Genomic DNA, 17,795 nt, shown 5'->3' on the forward strand with positions numbered 1-17,795 from the left:
AAACCCAGCGTCGCCATGGAATTTATCCGCAGCCGTATCGAAACCCAATTGATGAGCCTCACAGGGCTCTCACTGGGCCAGCTGGACCTGGAAAACCCCAAGGGCGACCCAGGCCTGTTCGGACCGAGTTCGGTCAGTTGGCAAGTGCATGGCGACTTCAGCAGCATGTTGATCGGCGGCATCAGCGCCTTGATGTTGCAGGCCCTGCACCCGCTGGCCCTGGCTGGGGTGTGGGATCACTCGAACTTTCGCGAGGACATGCTCGGGCGTTTGCGGCGCACCTCGCAGTTCATCTCCGGCACGACCTTTGGCTCGCGCAAGGACGCGCAGTGGCTGATCGAAAAAGTGCGCACCATTCACCTGCAAGTGGTTGGCCATGCGCCGGACGGCCGACCTTATGCAGCCAGCGATCCGGAACTGCTCACCTGGGTGCATGTGGCCGAGGTCAGCAACTTCCTAGCCGCTCACCTGCGCTATCGCAACCCACTGCTCTCGGGTCGGGACCAGGACCGTTACTACAGCGAGATCGCCTTGGTCGCCGAACAACTGGGCGCGCGGCATGTTCCGCGTTCGCGGCAGGAAGTTTCGGATTACCTGGCGCGTATCCGCCCGCAACTGCTGTGCGACGCGCGCAGTCGTGAAGTGTTGCGCCTGCTGCTCAATGCCCCGGCACCCAGCACGATGGCCAAGCCGTTTGGCGCCTTGATGATGCAAGCCGGCATCGACCTGCTGCCAGACTGGGCCAGCGCCATGCTCGATCAACACCAGAGCCCGCTGCAACGCCAGATGATCCGGGGCGCGGTCAAACGCAGCGCGCCGTTGCTGCGCTGGGCGATGCGCAACGGTTCGGTACAACGGGCGCATCGGCGGATGGGGTTGATGTAGGCCAGGCTTTATAACTGTTAAACTCCGCGCCCACATTTACCCCCATTACTTAAGCAAGGCGCGCTCCATGTCTCCCTTGAATCAGGCGCTGCGCGCCGCCCTCGATCATCGCCAAGACCTGATCAACGAGCTGCACGCCCAGGGCACCGACTGCTATCGCTTGTTCCATGGCAGCCAGGAAGGCGCCGGCGGCCTGACCATCGACCGTTATGGCCCGCAACTGCTGGTGCAGAGCTTCCATCAGTCACTGCATACCGAGGAGTTGCTGGACCTGCACCAGTTGATCAACCAGTACATGGGCCTGGAATTGCTGCTGGTGTACAACGACCGTTCCCGTGGCAACTCGCGGGTCGACCGTGAAGACACGGTGTACCGCGCCGAGCCGGCGGCGCTGGAAGATCTGGTCTGCCATGAATGGGGGCTCAATTACCGCGTACGCGGACGGCATGCCGGGCAGGACCCGCTGCTGTTCCTCGACCTGCGCAACACCCGCGGCTGGGTCAAGAACCATAGCGCCGGCAAAAGCGTGCTGAACCTGTTCGCCTACACCTGTGGCGTCGGCCTGAGCGCTGCGGCCGGCGGGGCGCGGGAGGTGTGCAACCTGGACTTCGCCGAGGGCAACCTGGCGGTCGGCCGCGAGAACGGCCTGCTGAACCCGCAGTTGCCGACCATGGAGTTCGTGCAGTCCGACTACTTCCCGGCGATTCGCCAACTGGCCGGCCTGCCGATCACCCAGCGCCGTGGCCAGAAACTGCCGAGTTATCCACGCCTGGAGCAGCGCCAGTATGACTTGGTGTTGCTCGACCCTCCGGCCTGGGCCAAGAGCGCATTCGGCACCGTCGACCTGTTGCGCGACTACCAAAGCCTGCTCAAGCCCGCACTGCTCGCCACGGCCGACAACGGTGTACTGATTTGCTGCAACAACCTGGCGAAGGTCAGCATGGATGACTGGCGCGAACAGGTACTGCGTTGCGCAGAAAAAGCCGGACGTGCGGTACGCGACTGGCAAATCATGACGCCGGGGGCGGATTTTCCTTCACAAGACCAGCAGCCACCCCTGAAAACATTGATACTCCAGCTGTAGGACGCTTCCCAAAGCCCTCGCTCTTCGGAACCGAAAACCCGTGCCATACTCCAAGGCACTCCTGTTTGACATAGATGGCGCCGCCCCATGCACAAAGGATTGATTCGCGCCGTTGGCGCCTTGTTGACCGCCCTTGCCCTGTACAGCCTGTTGGGCTTCTTGATTTTGCCCGGAATTGCCCTGCGGATTGCCAACCAGCAACTGGCGAATTACGCCACGGTGCCGGCGCGAATCGAACGGATCGAACTCAACCCCTTCAGCCTCGAGCTGACCGTCTGGGGCCTCAAGATCGGCGACCCCGGCAAGGAGCAGGTGGGTTTCGAGCGCCTCTACGCCAACCTGCAGGTCGACAGCCTGTGGACCCGCGCGCTGCACCTGGCCGATGTGCAACTGGACAAACCGAAGACTGAGTTGCTGTTCGACAAGTCCGGCCAGTTGAACCTGGCGCAACTGTTCAAAATCCCGCCGAGCGAACCAACGCCGACCGACCCGAATGCCAAACCGTTTCCTCTGCGTATCGACGGCATCAAGCTGGCCGGCGGCTATGTGCACTTTGAGGACTTGCGCCCCAGCGAGCCCATCGAATTCCTCTACGACAAGCTCGACTTCGAGCTGAAGAACCTCAGCACCCTGCCCGAAGACAATGCCGACATGACGCTCGTCGCGGCAGGCCCGGCAGGCGGGCAAATCGATTGGAAAGGCAACTTCAGCCTGGTGCCAATCACGTCCCAGGGCACACTGAAAGTCACCGACGGCAAGATGAAGGCCTGGTGGCCCTATGTGCGCGATGCCCTGCCGCTGGTGCTTGAAGACGGCGTGCTGAACTTCAGCACCGAGTATAAATTCAGCCTGGCCAAAGAGACCGAGCTGAACCTGACCAACACCTCCGCCAGCATCGCACCGTTTGCCATCAAGGCACCGGATGGCCGCCCCCTGGTGCGCCTGGAGCGCCTGGACGTCAGCGAAACCAGCGTGGACCTGGCCAAACAGCAGGTCGTTGTCGGCAAGATCCGCAGCAACAAGCTGGAAACCTGGGCGGCGCTGGAAGCGGATGGGCAACTGGACTGGCAGAAATTGTTCGCCAGCCAGCCGAGCAAACCAACCAAGGCGCCGGAGCCGAAAAATGCCCCCGCCACCGCCGACTCGCCAAAAACCGAGCCCGCGGCGCCAAGCAAACCTTGGCAAGTGCTGCTCAAGGATGTGCAACTGCGTAACTATCAGGTGCACCTGGCTGACCGCCAGGCCAAGCCGGCGGTCGCACTGGAAGTCGGCCCGCTGAATGTCGATGTGCAGAACTTCGATAGCCTCAACCAGAGCCCGTTCACGCTGAAAGTCGACACGGGCCTGGGCAAGCAAGGCAAGGTCCAGGCGACTGGCGAGGTCAACCTCAACCCGGTCAGCGCCAAGCTGAAAGTAAATACCCAGGACATCGACCTGCGAGTCGCCCAGTCCTATATCAGCCCGTTCATCCGCCTGGAACTGCGTAGCGGCATGCTCGGCAGCAATCTTGATGTGAACCTTAAAAGCACTGATCCTCTGAAGTTCCAGGTCACCGGCCGGGCGCAGGTGGACCAGTTGCACACCCTGGACACCCTCAAGACCCGCGACTTCCTCAAATGGCAGCGCCTGGTGCTCGAAGGCGTGAACTATCAGCACGGCGATAGCCTGTCGATCGATAAGGTCAACCTGCTGCAGCCGTATGCGCGCTTCATGATCAACGACGACCGCACCACCAACGTCGACGACTTGTTGATCCCGCAGCCACCGGACAAAGGCTCGAAACCTGTCAGCAAAGAAAAGCCCCTGGGCATTCGTATCGGGCAGATTGCGATCAACGACGGTTCCGCCAACTTTGCCGACTTCAGCCTGACCCCCAACTTCGCGACCGCGATTCAACAGCTCAACGGACAAATTGGCACCATCGACAGCCGCCAGGCCAAACCGGCCAGCGTCGACATCAAGGGCAAGGTGGATCGCTACGCACCCGTGACGATCAAGGGCAGCGTTAACCCGTTTGACCCGATGGCGGCGCTGGATATTGCGACCAGCTTCAAACGCGTAGAACTGACCACCCTCACGCCCTACTCTGGCAAGTTCGCCGGTTTCCGCATCCGCAAGGGGCGACTGAACCTCGACCTGCATTATGTGATCACAAAGGGCCAGCTGAAGGCCGAGAACAAAGTGGTGGTCGAGCAATTGCAACTGGGCGAGAAGGTCGACAGCGCCGATGCCGTGGACTTGCCGATTCGTCTGGCAATTGCACTGCTCAAGGACTCCGACGGCAAGATTTCCATCGAACTGCCGGTGACTGGCGATCTGAATAACCCGCAGTTCAGTGTCATGCCGATTGTCTGGCAGACCCTGCGTAACCTGGTGGTGCGTGCAGCGACAGCGCCGTTTAAGTTTATCGGTGGGCTGGTAACGGGCGGCGGTTCGGAAGACCTCGGCAATGTATCGTTCGCCGCCGGTTCCAGCGAATTGGACAAGGATGCTGAAGGCGCCCTGAACACGCTGGCCAAAGCACTGAAAGAACGCCCTAGCCTGCGCCTGGAGATCGAAGGCACCGCGGCGGCCAGCAGCGACGGGCCTTTCCTTGCCGCTCAGCGACTGGAGCGCGAGTACCAGTACAACTACTACAAGATTCTTCAGCGTCGTGGAGAAAAGGTTCCCGCCCAAGCGTCATTGCTGGTGGTACCCGAGAAGGAAAAAGCACCATTGCTTGAAGGCATTTACCGCACCCGCCTGAAACAGCAACCGCCAGCCGAATGGAAAGACCTGAGCAACGATGAACGTAGCGCGAAACTTCGTGACGGGGTGATCAAGTTCTGGAGTGGCAGTGATGTACTGCTGCGCCAGCTGGGCCAAGACCGTGCCAGCACCATCAAGGACTACCTGGTGGATAAGGGACAGTTGGAAGATGACCGGGTGTACTTCATTGATGCCAACTTGGGCCAGGCCGAGAAGGATGGGCGTGTCGTCACACCGATGCACCTGGACGCGGAGTAAGCCCCTTGCAAGAGCCGGCTTGCAGGCGATGCAGCCTTGAAATCGACGACGGGTCGAGGGCCTGATCGCCGGCGCTTACAGTTAACGTCACCCACAATAGAACAGGCCCCGACACAAGTGCCGGGGCCTGTAATGACCACATCCGTGTGGTCGCTCGCATGAACTCCAGAGGTGCATCAGGTGGATGTCTAACTCACCCTAAGCCGCCGCCGTCCAGTTCAGACGAAAAGGGGTGCGTTACTCTGCTTTCAGGCCGTCGGCCGATACAGCTTTAACGCCTTTGATTTTCTTGGTGATGTTCACCGCGGTAGTTTTCTGAGCTTCAGTGACCGCGGCGGTCGAAGACAGGGACACTACGCCTTTGTTGGTTTCGACTTTGATGTCGGTGCCAGGAATGCCTTTCTCGGTCACCAGGTCAGCTTTTACTTTGGTGGTGATCCAAGTGTCCGAAGTGGACTCTTTGGCGTCAGCCGCTGCGCTTTTGGTTTTGTCGATATTGTCAGCCTTGGTAGCGCCGCCAGCCATCAGGCCGTCAGCCGAAACGGCGGTAACACCTTTGATTTTCTTGGTGATGGCTACGGCAGTGGCTTTCTGAGCGTCGGAGATCGCGACTGTCGAAGACAGGGAAACCACGCCTTTATTGGTCTCAACCTTGATGTCCGAACCAGGAATGCCTTTCTCGGTCAGCAGATCAGCTTTCACTTTGGTGGTGATCCAGGTGTCCGAGGTGGACTCTTTAGCCTTGGTCACTTCACCGGCCGCCAGGGTCATAGGGGCTTGGGAAGTCTGAGCAAAGGCTACGTTAGCACCCATGGCCAGGGTCAGAGCGGTAGCAGTAGCGAGAGCGAACTTCTTCATACGAGTAACTCCTGTTTTATTAAAAGTCTGCAGTACGTAAACCTTGATGCTGCAGCGTTAACAGGGATATTGCAGACAGTGTGCCAAGTCGCATCAGGCAATTAAAACCTTACAAAACAACGAGTTACGAAAACAGCTGTTTTTTGTAATCGTGCAACTTGCATGAAACCCCTCGCCTCTGCATGCAAGTTGCGGCTTTTGGATCTGGGTAAGCACCTGATTTCCAGGCATTTTCCTCCAGGCATAAAAAAAGGACTCCGAAGAGTCCCTTTTTTCAGCGAAAAGCCTGAGGGTGATTAAACGCCCGAAGCCTTGGCTGCTGCTACGTCCTTGATGGACAGCTTGATACGGCCGCGGTTGTCCACGTCCAGTACCAGCACTTCCACTTCCTGGCCTTCTTTCAGGATGTCGGTCACTTTCTCAACACGAGCGTCGCTCAGCATGGAGATGTGAACCAGACCGTCCTTGCCCGGCAGGATGTTGACGAATGCGCCGAAGTCGACGATGCGCTCAACCTTACCGACGTAGATCTTGCCGATCTCGGCTTCAGCGGTAATGCCCAGGACGCGCTGACGTGCTGCCTCAGCGGCTTCCTTGGTTTCGCCGAAGATCTTGATCGAGCCGTCGTCTTCGATGTCGATCGAAGCCTTGGTCTCTTCACAGATCGCACGGATAGTCGCGCCGCCTTTACCGATAACATCACGGATTTTGTCGGTGTCGATTTTCATCGCGATCATGGTCGGAGCATTTTCCGACAGTTCGGTACGGGACTGACCAATGATCTGGTTCATCTGGCCGAGGATGTTCAGGCGCGCTTCCAGGGCTTGGCCCAGGGCGATTTCCATGATCTCTTCGGTGATGCCCTTGATCTTGATGTCCATCTGCAACGCGGTGACGCCTTTGGCGGTACCGGCTACCTTGAAGTCCATGTCGCCCAAGTGGTCTTCGTCGCCCAGGATGTCGGTCAGGATGGCGAACTTCTCGCCTTCTTTAACCAGGCCCATGGCGATACCGGCAACCGGCGCCTTCATCGGCACACCAGCATCCATCAGTGCCAGGGAAGCACCGCAGACCGAAGCCATGGAGCTGGAACCGTTGGATTCGGTAATTTCCGATACGACACGGATGGTGTACGGGAACACGTCGGCAGCCGGCAGCATGGCTGCAATCGAACGACGGGCCAGACGGCCGTGGCCGATTTCACGACGACCAGCGCCACCCATGCGACCACACTCGCCCACCGAGAACGGAGGGAAGTTGTAGTGCAGCATGAACGGGTCTTTTTTCTCGCCTTCCAGGGTGTCCAGCAGCTGTGCGTCACGGGCAGTACCCAGAGTCGCGACAACCAGGGCCTGGGTTTCACCACGGGTGAACAGCGCCGAACCGTGAGTCTTCGGCAGAACGCCGACTTCGATGTTCAGCGGACGTACGGTCTTGGTGTCGCGACCGTCGATACGTGGTTTGCCGTTGACGATGTTTTCGCGAACGGTGCGGTATTCGATTTCGCCGAAAGCCGCTTTGACGTCGCTGGAGGAAGGCTGGCCTTCTTCACCGGACAGCTTGGCAACGACCTGATCCTTCAACTCACCCAGGCGAGCGTAGCGGTCGGCCTTGACGGTGATGGTGTAGGCGTCGGAGATCGCAGCGCCGAACTCGGAGCGGATAGTGCTCAGCAGCTCGGTGGCTTCCGGAGCAGCAGTCCAGGTCCAGGTAGGCTTGGCGGCTTCGGCAGCCAGTTCGGTAACGGCCTTGATGACCGCCTGGAACTCGTCGTGGGCGAACAGTACGGCGCCCAGCATCTGGTCTTCGGTCAGCTCTTTGGCTTCCGATTCAACCATCAATACGGCTTCCGAGGTACCGGCAACGACCATGTCCAGGCTCGATGCTTTCTGTTGCTCGTAAGTCGGGTTCAGCAGGTAGCCGGTGCTTTCGTGGAAAGCAACACGAGCGGCGCCGATCGGGCCGTCGAACGGGATGCCCGAGATAGCCAGGGCAGCCGAAGTACCGATCATCGCAGCGATGTCCGGATCGGTTTTCTTGCTGGTGGAAACGACGGTGCAGACAACCTGCACTTCGTTCATGAAGCCTTCTGGGAACAGCGGACGGATCGGACGGTCGATCAGTCGGGAAGTCAGGGTTTCTTTCTCGGAAGGACGGCCTTCACGCTTGAAGAAACCGCCAGGGATCTTACCGGCAGCGTAAGTCTTTTCCTGGTAGTGAACGGAAAGAGGGAAGAAGCCTTTGCTTGGGTCAGCGGTCTTGGCGCCAACAACGGTCACCAATACGGTCACGTCGTCGTCAACGGTAACCAGCACTGCGCCGGAGGCTTGACGGGCGATACGGCCTGTCTCGAGGGTAACGGTCGACTGACCGAACTGGAATTTTTTGATAACCGGGTTCACGGTGTCCTACCTTCTTTGTGGCTCTTGGGGAACTTGTCTTCTTGCGAAATTCTTGGGCAATGCCGGGAATCGGCCCGACGCTAGTCCAGGGTAAAACGTGTATCCAGATAAAACTTGAGGCTGGGAGCCTGCCATGGGCCAGCGGAAATCCCACTGACACACGGCAGACAACCAACCTCTAGCGCAATCGCTTATTAGCGACGCAGACCCAGGCGACCGATCAGAGCCTGATAACGACCCAGATCCTTGCCTTTCAGGTAATCCAGCAGCTTACGACGCTGGTTTACCATGCGGATCAGACCACGACGGGAGTGGTGATCTTTACCGTTGGCCTTGAAGTGACCTTGCAGCTTGTTGATGTTGTGGGTCAGCAGTGCAACTTGCACTTCTGGCGAACCAGTGTCACCAACAGCTTGCTGATAGTCAGCAACGATTTGTGCTTTTTCTTGAACGTCGAGAGCCATGAGGCAATCCTTTTTTCAGGAAACCACCCAAAGGGCAGTCTCAACAGGCCAGGGACAAATCCCTGTATCTAAAAATGAGTGTTGACCGTGCCTGTTAACAGCCACACTCGTTCGGTCATTCTGACCGAATCAGTCGACGCGGCGCGATGCGCCCGTCTTCGCTCACTTCACCGATACCGATAAAGCGACCGTTATGATCCTGTACCCGCACCATGCCGAACTTCGGGGCATCCGGGGCACGTACCGGCTGGCCGTTGAGCCAGTAGAACGCGCTGTGCTCCGAGAAGTGCAGCAATGGCCAGTCCAGCAAACCGCTGTCCGATGGCATCAGGAAGCGATCAACTGCTTCATTGCCGCCTTCGGCGTGCACCGCTTCCAACTCTTCCAGCGTGACCGTCTGGGCCAGGGTGAAAGGGCCGGCCTGGGTGCGTCGCAGTTCTGCAACGTACGCGCCGCAACCAAGCTTTTCACCAATATCTTCCACCAGGGTACGGATATAGGTGCCTTTGCTGCAGTCCACGGCCAGACGCGCAGTGTCACCTTCACAGGCGAGCAATTCCAAGCGCGCAATAGTAACAGAACGCGGTTCGCGCTCCACTACTTCGCCCGCACGTGCCAGCTTGTAAAGTGGCTGCCCATCACGCTTGAGCGCCGAGTACATCGGCGGTATCTGACTGATTTGCCCACGAAAACCGGGTAAAGCCGCTTCAATATCCGCACGACCAACGGTCACATCGCGAACCTGCAAAACATCACCTTCGGCATCGGCCGTGGTGGTGGTCTTGCCCAGTTGCATGAGGGTTTCGTAACCCTTGTCGGAATCGAGCAGGTATTGCGAGAACTTGGTGGCCTCGCCAAAGCACAACGGCAACACGCCGGTGGCCAGAGGATCAAGGCTGCCGGTGTGCCCGGCCTTCTCGGCATTGAGCAGCCAGCGGACCTTCTGCAAAGCGGCATTGGAGGTAAAGCCAATGGGCTTGTCGAGCAGAATGATGCCGCTGACGTTGCGACGGATACGTTTGACCTGAGCCACCGCTTACTCCTTGGCGTCTTCAGGTGTGGACGGGTGCTGACTGTCTTCCGCCACGGCGCGCTCGATCAGTGCCGACAGGTGCGCACCACGCACGACGCTTTCGTCGTAGTGGAAGTGCAGCTGGGGAACGCTGCGCAGCTTCATTTCACGGGCCAACTGCATGCGCAGGAAACCTGCCGCAGCGTTGAGCACCTTGATGCTTTGCGCGATTTCTTCGCTGTTGTCCTGCCCCATCACGGTGATGAAGATCTTGGCGTGACCAACGTCACGGCTCACTTCAACGGCGGTGATGGTGACCAGGCCAACCCGTGGGTCTTTGACTTCGCGACGGATCAGTTGGGCCAGCTCGCGCTGCATCTGATCGCCGATACGCTGGGTACGGCTGTATTCTTTTGCCATGTCTTGTTACCTGTTACTGCCACACGGTGAAACCCGTGGGGTCTGAAAGCGGCAAACGCCCGGCCTGACAAAAGCCAGACCGGGCGTTGCGTTTAGAGTCCGTACGCTGCGCGGGGCATTTGCATGCCCACTCGCTGCGTGGCTCCGGAAGTGCGCGAGTTAGAGGCTGCGAGCAACCTGAACCTTCTCGAAGACTTCGATCTTGTCGCCAACCTTGACGTCGTTGTAGCTCTTGACGCCGATACCGCATTCCATGCCGGCACGTACTTCGGAAGCGTCATCCTTGAAGCGGCGCAGGGATTCCAGCTCGCCTTCGAAGATAACGATGTCTTCACGCAGTACGCGGATTGGACGGTTACGGTACACAGTGCCTTCGACAACCATGCAGCCGGCGATCGCGCCGAATTTCGGCGAGCGGAACACGTCACGTACTTCGGCGATACCCAGGATGTTCTCCCGGACGTCGCTGCCAAGCATGCCGGTAAGGGCTTTCTTGACGTCTTCGATGATGTCGTAGATGACGTTGTAGTAACGCATGTCCAGGCCTTCCTGCTCGACGATCTTGCGAGCGCCAGCATCGGCACGCACGTTGAAGCCGAACAGTACAGCGTTGGAAGCCAGTGCCAGGTTGGCGTCGGATTCGGTGATACCACCGACACCGCCACCGACAACGCGCACTTGCACTTCGTCGTTACCCAGGCCGTTCAAGGCGCCGTTCAACGCTTCGAGGGAACCACGTACGTCAGATTTGAGGACGATGTTAAGCGTCTTCTTCTCTTCCTGGCCCATGTTCTCGAAGATGTTTTCCAGCTTGCCTGCGTGAGCACGGGCCAGTTTGACTTCGCGGAACTTGCCTTGACGGAACAGAGCCACTTCACGGGCTTTCTTCTCGTCGGCCACTACGCTCATCTCGTCGCCAGCGTCCGGCGTACCGTCCAGGCCGAGGATCTCGACCGGGATAGCAGGACCTGCTTCCTTGATTGGCTTGCCGTTCTCGTCGAGCATGGCACGTACACGGCCGTAGTTCGAACCGACCAGGACCATGTCGCCTTGGCGCAGGGTACCGTCTTGAACCAGAACGGTCGCAACCGGGCCACGGCCCTTGTCGAGACGGGACTCAACCACAACGCCACGGCCAGGAGCCGATGGAGTAGCAGTCAGTTCCAGGACTTCGGCTTGCAACAGAACGGCTTCGAGCAGTTCGTCAACGCCAGTACCCATCTTCGCGGAGACTGGTACGAATGGAGTGTCGCCACCCCACTCTTCGGATGTCACGCCGTGAACCGACAGTTCGCTACGGATGCGATCAAGATCAGCGCCCGGCTTGTCGATTTTGTTCACCGCAACAACCAGCGGAACGCCAGCAGCCTTGGCATGCTGAACAGCTTCGATGGTTTGTGGCATCACGCCGTCGTCAGCTGCAACCACCAGGATCACGATGTCAGTCGCCTTGGCACCACGGGCACGCATTGCGGTAAACGCGGCGTGACCAGGGGTGTCGAGGAACGTCACCATGCCACGGTCGGTTTCAACGTGGTACGCACCGATGTGCTGGGTGATACCGCCGGCTTCGCCAGCAGCAACCTTGGCACGACGGATGTAGTCGAGCAGGGAAGTTTTACCGTGGTCAACGTGGCCCATTACGGTCACGACCGGTGCACGGGAAACTGCCTCACCTTCAAACTTCAGGGACTCGGCCAGGGAATCTTCCAGGGCGGTATCGCTGACCAGGGTCACTTTGTGGCCCAGCTCTTCAGCAACCAGTTGGGCAGTTTCCTGATCCAGTACCTGGTTGATAGTGGCCGGAGTACCCAGCTTGAACATGAACTTGATGATTTCAGCTGCCTTGACCGACATCTGCTGGGCGAGATCGCCAACAGTGATGGTCTCGCCGATCTTCACTTCACGCACGACAGGGCCGGTTGGGCTCTGGAAACCGTGGGCGTTGCGTTTCTTCAGCTTGGCCTTGCCGCGACCACCACGACGGAAGCCATCGCTTTCTTCGTCGGTAGTACGTGGGGCAACGCGTGGAGCAGGCGCTTTCTCTTTGACCGAAGCACGATGCGGAGCGTTTTTGCGCTCGCCATCGCCACCACCGCTGCGACGATTGTTATCGTCGGCACGTGGCTTGTCCGGGCGACGAGGTTCGTCACGCTTGCGGGCGTCAGCTGCCGGAGCAGGTGCAGCGGCAACCGGAGCGGCCTCACGCACAGCTTCAACAGGCGCAGCGACCGCTTCAGTGGCCGCAGGTTGCGCAGCAGCAGGCTGGCGACGCGCTTCTTCTTCGGCGCGACGCTTGGCTTCTTCTTCAGCCTTCTGACGAGCAGCATTTTCTACTGCGCGACGCTCTTCCAGTTCGCGTTTGCGCTCGGCTTCGATTTCTTCCGGGCTGCGCTGTACGAAGACTTTCTTCTTGCGTACTTCAACGCTGATGCTCTTGCTACCAGCAACACGCAGTGTGCTGGTGGTTTTGCGCTGCAATGTAATCTTGCGCGGTTCTTCCACTTTCGCCTTGTGGCTGCTCTTCAAGTGAGTCAGCAAAGACTGCTTCTCACTATCGCTCACACCTTCATCGGCGGCGGTGTGCGGCAGACCTGCCTCACGCATCTGCTGCAACAGGCGCTCTACCGGTGTTTTGACCTCATCGGCCAGTTGTTTCACCGTGACTTGCGTCATGCACTTCTCTCCTCAGGCCGCGCCTAATTACTCGAACCAATGGGCTCGGGCGGCCATGATCAACTTGCCGGCACGATCATCGTCAATGCCGTCGATGTCGAGCAGGTCGTCAATAGACTGCTCGGCCAGGTCTTCGCGGGTAATTACGCCGCGCACCGCCAGTTCCATCGCCAAATCCTTGTCCATACCCTCAAGCGAGAGCAGGTCTTCGGCCGGATGGGCGTCTGCCAGCTTTTCCTCAGTAGCGATGGCTTTAGTCAACAAACGATCCTTGGCCCGAGCGCGAAGCTCGTTGACGGTATCTTCGTCAAAGCCGTCGATGTTGAGCATTTCTTCCAACGGTACGTAGGCAATCTCTTCCAGGCTGGTGAAGCCTTCATCTACCAGCACCTGCGCCAGGTCTTCGTCGACTTCCAGCTCGTCGATGAAGTTGCGCAGGATGTCACCGGTTTCAGCTTGCTGCTTAGCCTGGATGTCCGATTCGGTCATCACGTTCAGGGTCCAGCCGGTCAGTTGGCTGGCCAGACGCACGTTCTGACCACCACGACCAATGGCCTGAGCCAGATTGTCTGCGCCAACGGCGATGTCCATTGCATGGGCATCTTCGTCAACGATAATTGCCGCCACTTCAGCTGGCGACATGGCGTTGATCACGAACTGCGCCGGGTTATCGTCCCACAGGACGATGTCCACACGCTCACCGCCCAATTCGCCCGACACTGCCTGGACGCGCGAACCGCGCATACCAATGCAAGCGCCTTGCGGGTCGATGCGTTTGTCCTTGGAGCGGACCGCGATCTTGGCGCGCGAACCCGGGTCGCGGGACGCAGCCATGACTTCGATCAGGCCTTCGGCAATTTCCGGCACTTCGATACGGAACAGCTCGATCAGCATTTCCGGCGCGGTACGCGACAGGATCAACTGAGGGCCGCGGTTCTCGGTGCGGATTTCCTTGAGCAGCGCACGCAGACGCACGCCAACACGGAAGGTTTCGCGAGAAATGATGTCTTCGCGAGCCAGCAACGCTTCTGCGTTGTTGCCCAGGTCGACGATCACATTGTCGCGGGTGACTTTTTTCACGGTGCCGGAGATGATTTCACCCAGGCGCTCGCGATAAGCGTCAACGACTTGAGCGCGCTCGGCTTCGCGGACTTTCTGCACAATGACCTGCTTGGCAGTCTGTGCAGCAATGCGGCCGAACTCGATGGATTCGATTTTCTCTTCAACGACATCACCGACCTTGGCGCCAGGATGCGTTTGCGCAACCTTGCTCGGCCAGGTTTCGATGGCCGGATCATCAAGATCGTCCTCTTCGACCACCGTCCAGCGACGGAAAGTCTCGTAGGCACCGGTGTGGCGGTTGATTTCCACACGCAGATCAACTTCGTCTTCAAAGCGCTTTTTGGTAGCAGTGGCCAGGGCCAGCTCCAACGCTTCAAAAATCACGCTTGCCGGTACACCCTTTTCGTTGGATACCGACTCAACAACCAGCAGTACTTCTTTGCTCATCGTACGCCTCGCCTTTCGCAAGCCATTGGATCCGCGGGATCCGCGTCTCAGTCAAAACTGGGAATAATGTTGGCCTTGTCGATCATATCGATCGGCAACAGGAACTCATGGTCTTCTACCTGCACCACGACATCCTGTTCTTCTACACCGCGCAGAAGGCCCTGAAAATTGCGTCGCCCTTCGAACGGGGATCGCAGCTTGATCTTCACTTGTTCACCGACATATTTAGCAAACTGCTCGATAGTGAACAGTGGGCGTTCCATGCCTGGCGAGGAAACTTCGAGGGTGTATTCAACGGCGATTGGATCTTCAACATCCAGGACACCGCTGATCTGACGGCTGACAATGGCGCAATCGTCCACCAGCACACCGCCCTCTTTATCGATATAAACGCGCAACATTGAGTGGCGACCTTGAGCCGAAAACTCAATACCCCAGCATTCATAGCCTAGGGCCACGACCACCGGGGCCAGCAAGGCCTGCAACTCTTCTAGCTTGCTCGACACCTGAACCCCCTCGTGCATGTATGTGCATGCTGTGCAAAATAAAAAAATGGGCGAAACGCCCATCCTTGAAACGCCGTCGAACAGCGGCGTTGAAAGTGTCCAGCTAACAAAAAGCCCCTTAAAAGGGGCTCCGCTAAAACTGGTTGCGGGGGCCGGATTTGAACCGACGACCTTCGGGTTATGAGCCCGACGAGCTACCAGACTGCTCCACCCCGCGACAAAGCTGGGGCGGAAGTATACGACCGATCCCTTGCAGGGTCAATGTAACCTTCCACCTACAAGAAAGCCCGCAACAGCGGGCTCTCCTGATAATTGGTACCGAGAAGGGGACTCGAACCCCTACACCCTATGGGCACAACCACCTCAAGGTTGCGTGTCTACCAATTCCACCACCTCGGCAATACAGCGTTTACAACCCTTCTTACTTTTGCTCTTGAGCTGGAGGTACGTCAGTCGCTGGAGTAGCCGACTTTTGCTCTTGAAGCACCGGGACATCATCAGAAGCCGGTTTTGCTTTTGGAACTTCCAACACTGCTGGGTTTGGGAGACCTACCTGAGTCAGCACATGAGCCTTCTCTTTAGCAAAGTAACCTAACCCCAAGCTGGTTATGAAGAAACCGGCGGCAAGTATAGCAGTAAACTTACTAAGAAAGGTAGAGGAACCTTGGCTTCCGAACACAGTATTTGAAGCACCTGCACCGAAAGACGCACCAGCATCCGCACCTTTACCCTGTTGCAGCAAAACCAGGGCAACTACGCCCAGTGCGGCCAACAGATGAAAAACGACTACGACTGTTTCCAGCATTTTTTCAGTTTCCCGCGGCGCGACAGATCGCACCGAACTCATCTGCATTCAGGGAAGCTCCACCAATGAGCCCCCCATCGATATCCGGCATGCCGAACAGTTCGACCGCATTGGCCGCCTTCACGCTGCCGCCGTATAGAAGACGCACACCTCGTGCGACTTCAGAATTCTCTGCCGCCAACTGCGCGCGGATGGCTGCGTGCACATCCTGCGCCTGTTGCGGCGTTGCAGTCAGCCCGGTACCAATGGCCCAGACCGGCTCGTAAGCGATTACTGCCTTTGCAAACGCACCGACACCCAGCTCCTCGATGATGCTGCCCAGCTGACGCGAGACAACTTCAAGAGTCTTGCCCGATTCGCGCTGCTCAAGGGTTTCCCCTATGCACAACACCGGAATCAAGCCACAAGCCTGTGCCGCTGCGAACTTGCGATTGAGTGTCCCATCCCGCTCGCCCATCATCTGGCGACGCTCGGAGTGCCCGACCAGCACATAGGAACAACCCGCATCAACCAACTGACTCGGTGCAATCTCACCGGTCAACGCACCTTGCATGGCTTCCACCGCAGAATTCTGCGCGCCGACCTGAATCGACTTGCCTTTCAAGCCATCAACCACCTGGGTGATATGCAAGAGAGGCGGGAAAACCGCCACATCAACGCCGCTAGGCAAGGCCAGGTGACGAAGGCCGTTGATCAGCTCAGCGACACTGGCGCGGGTACCGTGCATCTTCCAGTTACCAGCTACCATAGTGCGACGCATGCTGTACCCCGTCGGTCAAAGTGGGCGCAGATGTTACCCAACCACATCACCACTGGCAAGCCGAATTCAGGCGCAAACTTCACTTACCAGTTTTGCCAGGCTTTCTGCATGCTCGCGAACCTGCGTTTCATCGTCACCTTCGACCATAACGCGCACCAAAGGCTCTGTGCCGGACTTGCGCAGCAACACCCGCCCACGCCCCGCCATTGCCAGCGTCACACGCTCACAGGCATCTTTGACAGCCGGGTGCTCGATTGGGTTTTCACCCCCTGCAAAGCGCACATTGAGGAGCACTTGCGGGCACTTGCGCAGCGCCTGACGCGCCTGAGCAAGACTCTCTTCACGACGACGCAAAGACAGCAATACTTGGAGCGCCGCGATAATTGCGTCGCCAGTAGTGGTGTGCTGGAAGCAGACAACATGCCCGGAGTTCTCGCCCCCCACTTGCCAGTTACGCTCTAGCAGCTCGGCGATTACGTATCGGTCACCGACATTGGCACGAACAAAGGGAATCCCCAGGTCAGCCAGGGCCAACTCCAATCCCAGATTACTCATCAACGTACCAACGACGCCGCCCTGCAGCTTGTTACGCTCATGCAAGTCGCGAGCAATGATGAACAGCAGGTCATCGCCATCGACCACCGCGCCCGTGTGATCCACCATCAGCACGCGATCGCCATCGCCATCAAAGGCAATACCCAAGTCAGCATGCTTGGCCAGCACGGCTGCCTGCAACTGCTCCATGTGCGTGGAGCCACAGTTCTCGTTGATATTCAAACCATCAGGCTGCGCCGACAGCACCGTTACTTCGGCACCCAACTCCTTGAACACGCTCGGGGCAACCTTGTAGGTCGCACCGTGTGCGCAATCGACAACAATTTTCAGCCCGGCAAAATTGGTGCTGGTAGGAACACTGCTTTTGCAAAACTCGATGTAACGCCCAGAGGCATCATTGATGCGCGACACCTTGCCCAGCTTACTGGACTCGACCACAGTCATCGGTGCGTCGAGCAACTCTTCGATCATCAGCTCGATTTCGTCAGGCAACTTGGTGCCCTGCCCGGAAAAGAACTTGATGCCATTGTCATCGTGGGGATTGTGCGAAGCGCTGATCACAATACCGGCTTCAGCGTGGAAGGTACGCGTCAGGTAGGCGATCGCCGGCGTCGGCATCGGCCCCAGCAACATCACATCAGCACCGGCAGCAGACAAACCCGCCTCAAGCGCAGACTCAAACATATAGCCCGAAATGCGGGTGTCCTTGCCCACCAGGATGCGGCACGCGCCCATGCTGCGGAACGCCATGCCTGCCGCCCAACCCAGCTTGAGCATGAAATCAGGAGTAATCGGAAACTCGCCGACCCGACCACGGATACCGTCGGTGCCAAAGTATTTTTTAGTCATAAGT

General features: G+C 58.3%; 14 protein-coding genes and 2 tRNA genes. 3 read left to right on the plus strand and 13 right to left on the minus strand.

The window, feature by feature from the left end:
* Positions 1 to 15: 15 nt before the first annotated feature.
* The 3 genes from AC3ISR_RS24020 to AC3ISR_RS24030 all read left to right on the plus strand — a co-directional run bounded on the left by AC3ISR_RS24020 (position 16) and on the right by AC3ISR_RS24030 (position 4,975).
* Positions 16 to 885: an oxygenase MpaB family protein gene (locus AC3ISR_RS24020; RefSeq protein ID WP_226455725.1), complete on the plus strand. Its 870-nt coding sequence runs from the start codon at positions 16 to 18 to the stop codon at positions 883 to 885.
* A gap of 67 nt (positions 886 to 952) precedes the next feature.
* The gene (locus AC3ISR_RS24025) at positions 953 to 1,969 is read left to right on the plus strand and encodes a class I SAM-dependent rRNA methyltransferase (RefSeq protein ID WP_463984665.1); all 1,017 of its coding nucleotides are present in this window, start codon (positions 953 to 955) and stop codon (positions 1,967 to 1,969) included.
* A gap of 87 nt (positions 1,970 to 2,056) precedes the next feature.
* Positions 2,057 to 4,975 carry a DUF748 domain-containing protein gene (locus AC3ISR_RS24030; protein WP_463984666.1) on the plus strand — a complete coding sequence of 973 codons (2,919 nt, stop codon included), beginning with the start codon at positions 2,057 to 2,059 and terminating at the stop codon, positions 4,973 to 4,975.
* A gap of 237 nt (positions 4,976 to 5,212) precedes the next feature.
* On the opposite strand, the gene AC3ISR_RS24035 is transcribed toward AC3ISR_RS24030, so the two are convergent.
* The 13 genes from AC3ISR_RS24035 to glmM form a co-directional block, all read right to left on the minus strand.
* On the minus strand, positions 5,213 to 5,833 hold the full coding sequence (locus AC3ISR_RS24035; protein ID WP_192298915.1) for a BON domain-containing protein: 621 nt from the start codon (positions 5,831 to 5,833) through the stop codon (positions 5,213 to 5,215).
* A 296-nt stretch (positions 5,834 to 6,129) separates the two neighbouring features.
* Positions 6,130 to 8,235: a polyribonucleotide nucleotidyltransferase gene (gene pnp, locus AC3ISR_RS24040; RefSeq protein ID WP_192298916.1), complete on the minus strand. Its 2,106-nt coding sequence runs from the start codon at positions 8,233 to 8,235 to the stop codon at positions 6,130 to 6,132.
* Between the two features lie 194 nt (positions 8,236 to 8,429).
* A complete protein-coding gene (rpsO, locus tag AC3ISR_RS24045) occupies positions 8,430 to 8,699 on the minus strand; it encodes a 30S ribosomal protein S15 (RefSeq protein ID WP_003176135.1) in 270 nt (89 codons plus the stop codon).
* Positions 8,700 to 8,814: 115 nt separating this feature from the next.
* Complete coding sequence (gene truB, locus AC3ISR_RS24050) at positions 8,815 to 9,732, minus strand: tRNA pseudouridine(55) synthase TruB (protein WP_026136642.1); 918 nt, start codon at positions 9,730 to 9,732, stop codon at positions 8,815 to 8,817.
* A gap of 3 nt (positions 9,733 to 9,735) precedes the next feature.
* Positions 9,736 to 10,131, minus strand: a complete 396-nt coding sequence (rbfA, locus tag AC3ISR_RS24055; protein WP_065883945.1) for a 30S ribosome-binding factor RbfA — start codon at positions 10,129 to 10,131, stop codon at positions 9,736 to 9,738.
* Between the two features lie 159 nt (positions 10,132 to 10,290).
* Entirely contained in the window at positions 10,291 to 12,807 is a 2,517-nt protein-coding gene (infB, locus tag AC3ISR_RS24060) for a translation initiation factor IF-2 (RefSeq protein ID WP_226455727.1), read from the minus strand.
* A gap of 27 nt (positions 12,808 to 12,834) precedes the next feature.
* The gene (nusA, locus tag AC3ISR_RS24065) at positions 12,835 to 14,316 is read right to left on the minus strand and encodes a transcription termination factor NusA (RefSeq protein WP_017735551.1); all 1,482 of its coding nucleotides are present in this window, start codon (positions 14,314 to 14,316) and stop codon (positions 12,835 to 12,837) included.
* Positions 14,317 to 14,363: 47 nt separating this feature from the next.
* Complete coding sequence (gene rimP, locus AC3ISR_RS24070) at positions 14,364 to 14,822, minus strand: ribosome maturation factor RimP (RefSeq protein WP_032862957.1); 459 nt, start codon at positions 14,820 to 14,822, stop codon at positions 14,364 to 14,366.
* 140 nt (positions 14,823 to 14,962) lie between these two features.
* Positions 14,963 to 15,039, minus strand: a tRNA-Met gene (locus AC3ISR_RS24075).
* Positions 15,040 to 15,135: 96 nt separating this feature from the next.
* Positions 15,136 to 15,221: transfer RNA gene (locus AC3ISR_RS24080), tRNA-Leu, on the minus strand.
* A 22-nt stretch (positions 15,222 to 15,243) separates the two neighbouring features.
* Positions 15,244 to 15,627 carry a preprotein translocase subunit SecG gene (gene secG, locus AC3ISR_RS24085; RefSeq protein WP_010206600.1) on the minus strand — a complete coding sequence of 128 codons (384 nt, stop codon included), beginning with the start codon at positions 15,625 to 15,627 and terminating at the stop codon, positions 15,244 to 15,246.
* Positions 15,628 to 15,631: 4 nt separating this feature from the next.
* Positions 15,632 to 16,387, minus strand: a complete 756-nt coding sequence (gene tpiA, locus AC3ISR_RS24090; protein WP_463984667.1) for a triose-phosphate isomerase — start codon at positions 16,385 to 16,387, stop codon at positions 15,632 to 15,634.
* A gap of 66 nt (positions 16,388 to 16,453) precedes the next feature.
* Positions 16,454 to 17,791, minus strand: a complete 1,338-nt coding sequence (gene glmM, locus AC3ISR_RS24095) for a phosphoglucosamine mutase (RefSeq protein WP_192298919.1) — start codon at positions 17,789 to 17,791, stop codon at positions 16,454 to 16,456.
* Positions 17,792 to 17,795 lie beyond the last annotated feature (4 nt).

It is taken from the genome of Pseudomonas sp. GL_117, assembly GCF_057835125.1.

Bases quoted from the DNA above. Each gene is read 5' to 3' on its own strand.
- tpiA (WP_463984667.1), bottom strand. From the start codon at position 16,387: ATGCGTCGCACTATGGTAGCTGGTAACTGGAAGATGCACGGTACCCGC.
- AC3ISR_RS24035 (WP_192298915.1), bottom strand. From the start codon at position 5,833: ATGAAGAAGTTCGCTCTCGCTACTGCTACCGCTCTGACCCTGGCCATG.
- rpsO (WP_003176135.1), bottom strand. From the start codon at position 8,699: ATGGCTCTCGACGTTCAAGAAAAAGCACAAATCGTTGCTGACTATCAG.
- secG (WP_010206600.1), bottom strand. From the start codon at position 15,627: ATGCTGGAAACAGTCGTAGTCGTTTTTCATCTGTTGGCCGCACTGGGC.
- AC3ISR_RS24030 (WP_463984666.1), top strand. From the start codon at position 2,057: ATGCACAAAGGATTGATTCGCGCCGTTGGCGCCTTGTTGACCGCCCTT.
- glmM (WP_192298919.1), bottom strand. From the start codon at position 17,791: ATGACTAAAAAATACTTTGGCACCGACGGTATCCGTGGTCGGGTCGGC.
- nusA (WP_017735551.1), bottom strand. From the start codon at position 14,316: ATGAGCAAAGAAGTACTGCTGGTTGTTGAGTCGGTATCCAACGAAAAG.
- infB (WP_226455727.1), bottom strand. From the start codon at position 12,807: ATGACGCAAGTCACGGTGAAACAACTGGCCGATGAGGTCAAAACACCG.
- rbfA (WP_065883945.1), bottom strand. From the start codon at position 10,131: ATGGCAAAAGAATACAGCCGTACCCAGCGTATCGGCGATCAGATGCAG.
- AC3ISR_RS24020 (WP_226455725.1), top strand. From the start codon at position 16: ATGGAATTTATCCGCAGCCGTATCGAAACCCAATTGATGAGCCTCACA.
- AC3ISR_RS24025 (WP_463984665.1), top strand. From the start codon at position 953: ATGTCTCCCTTGAATCAGGCGCTGCGCGCCGCCCTCGATCATCGCCAA.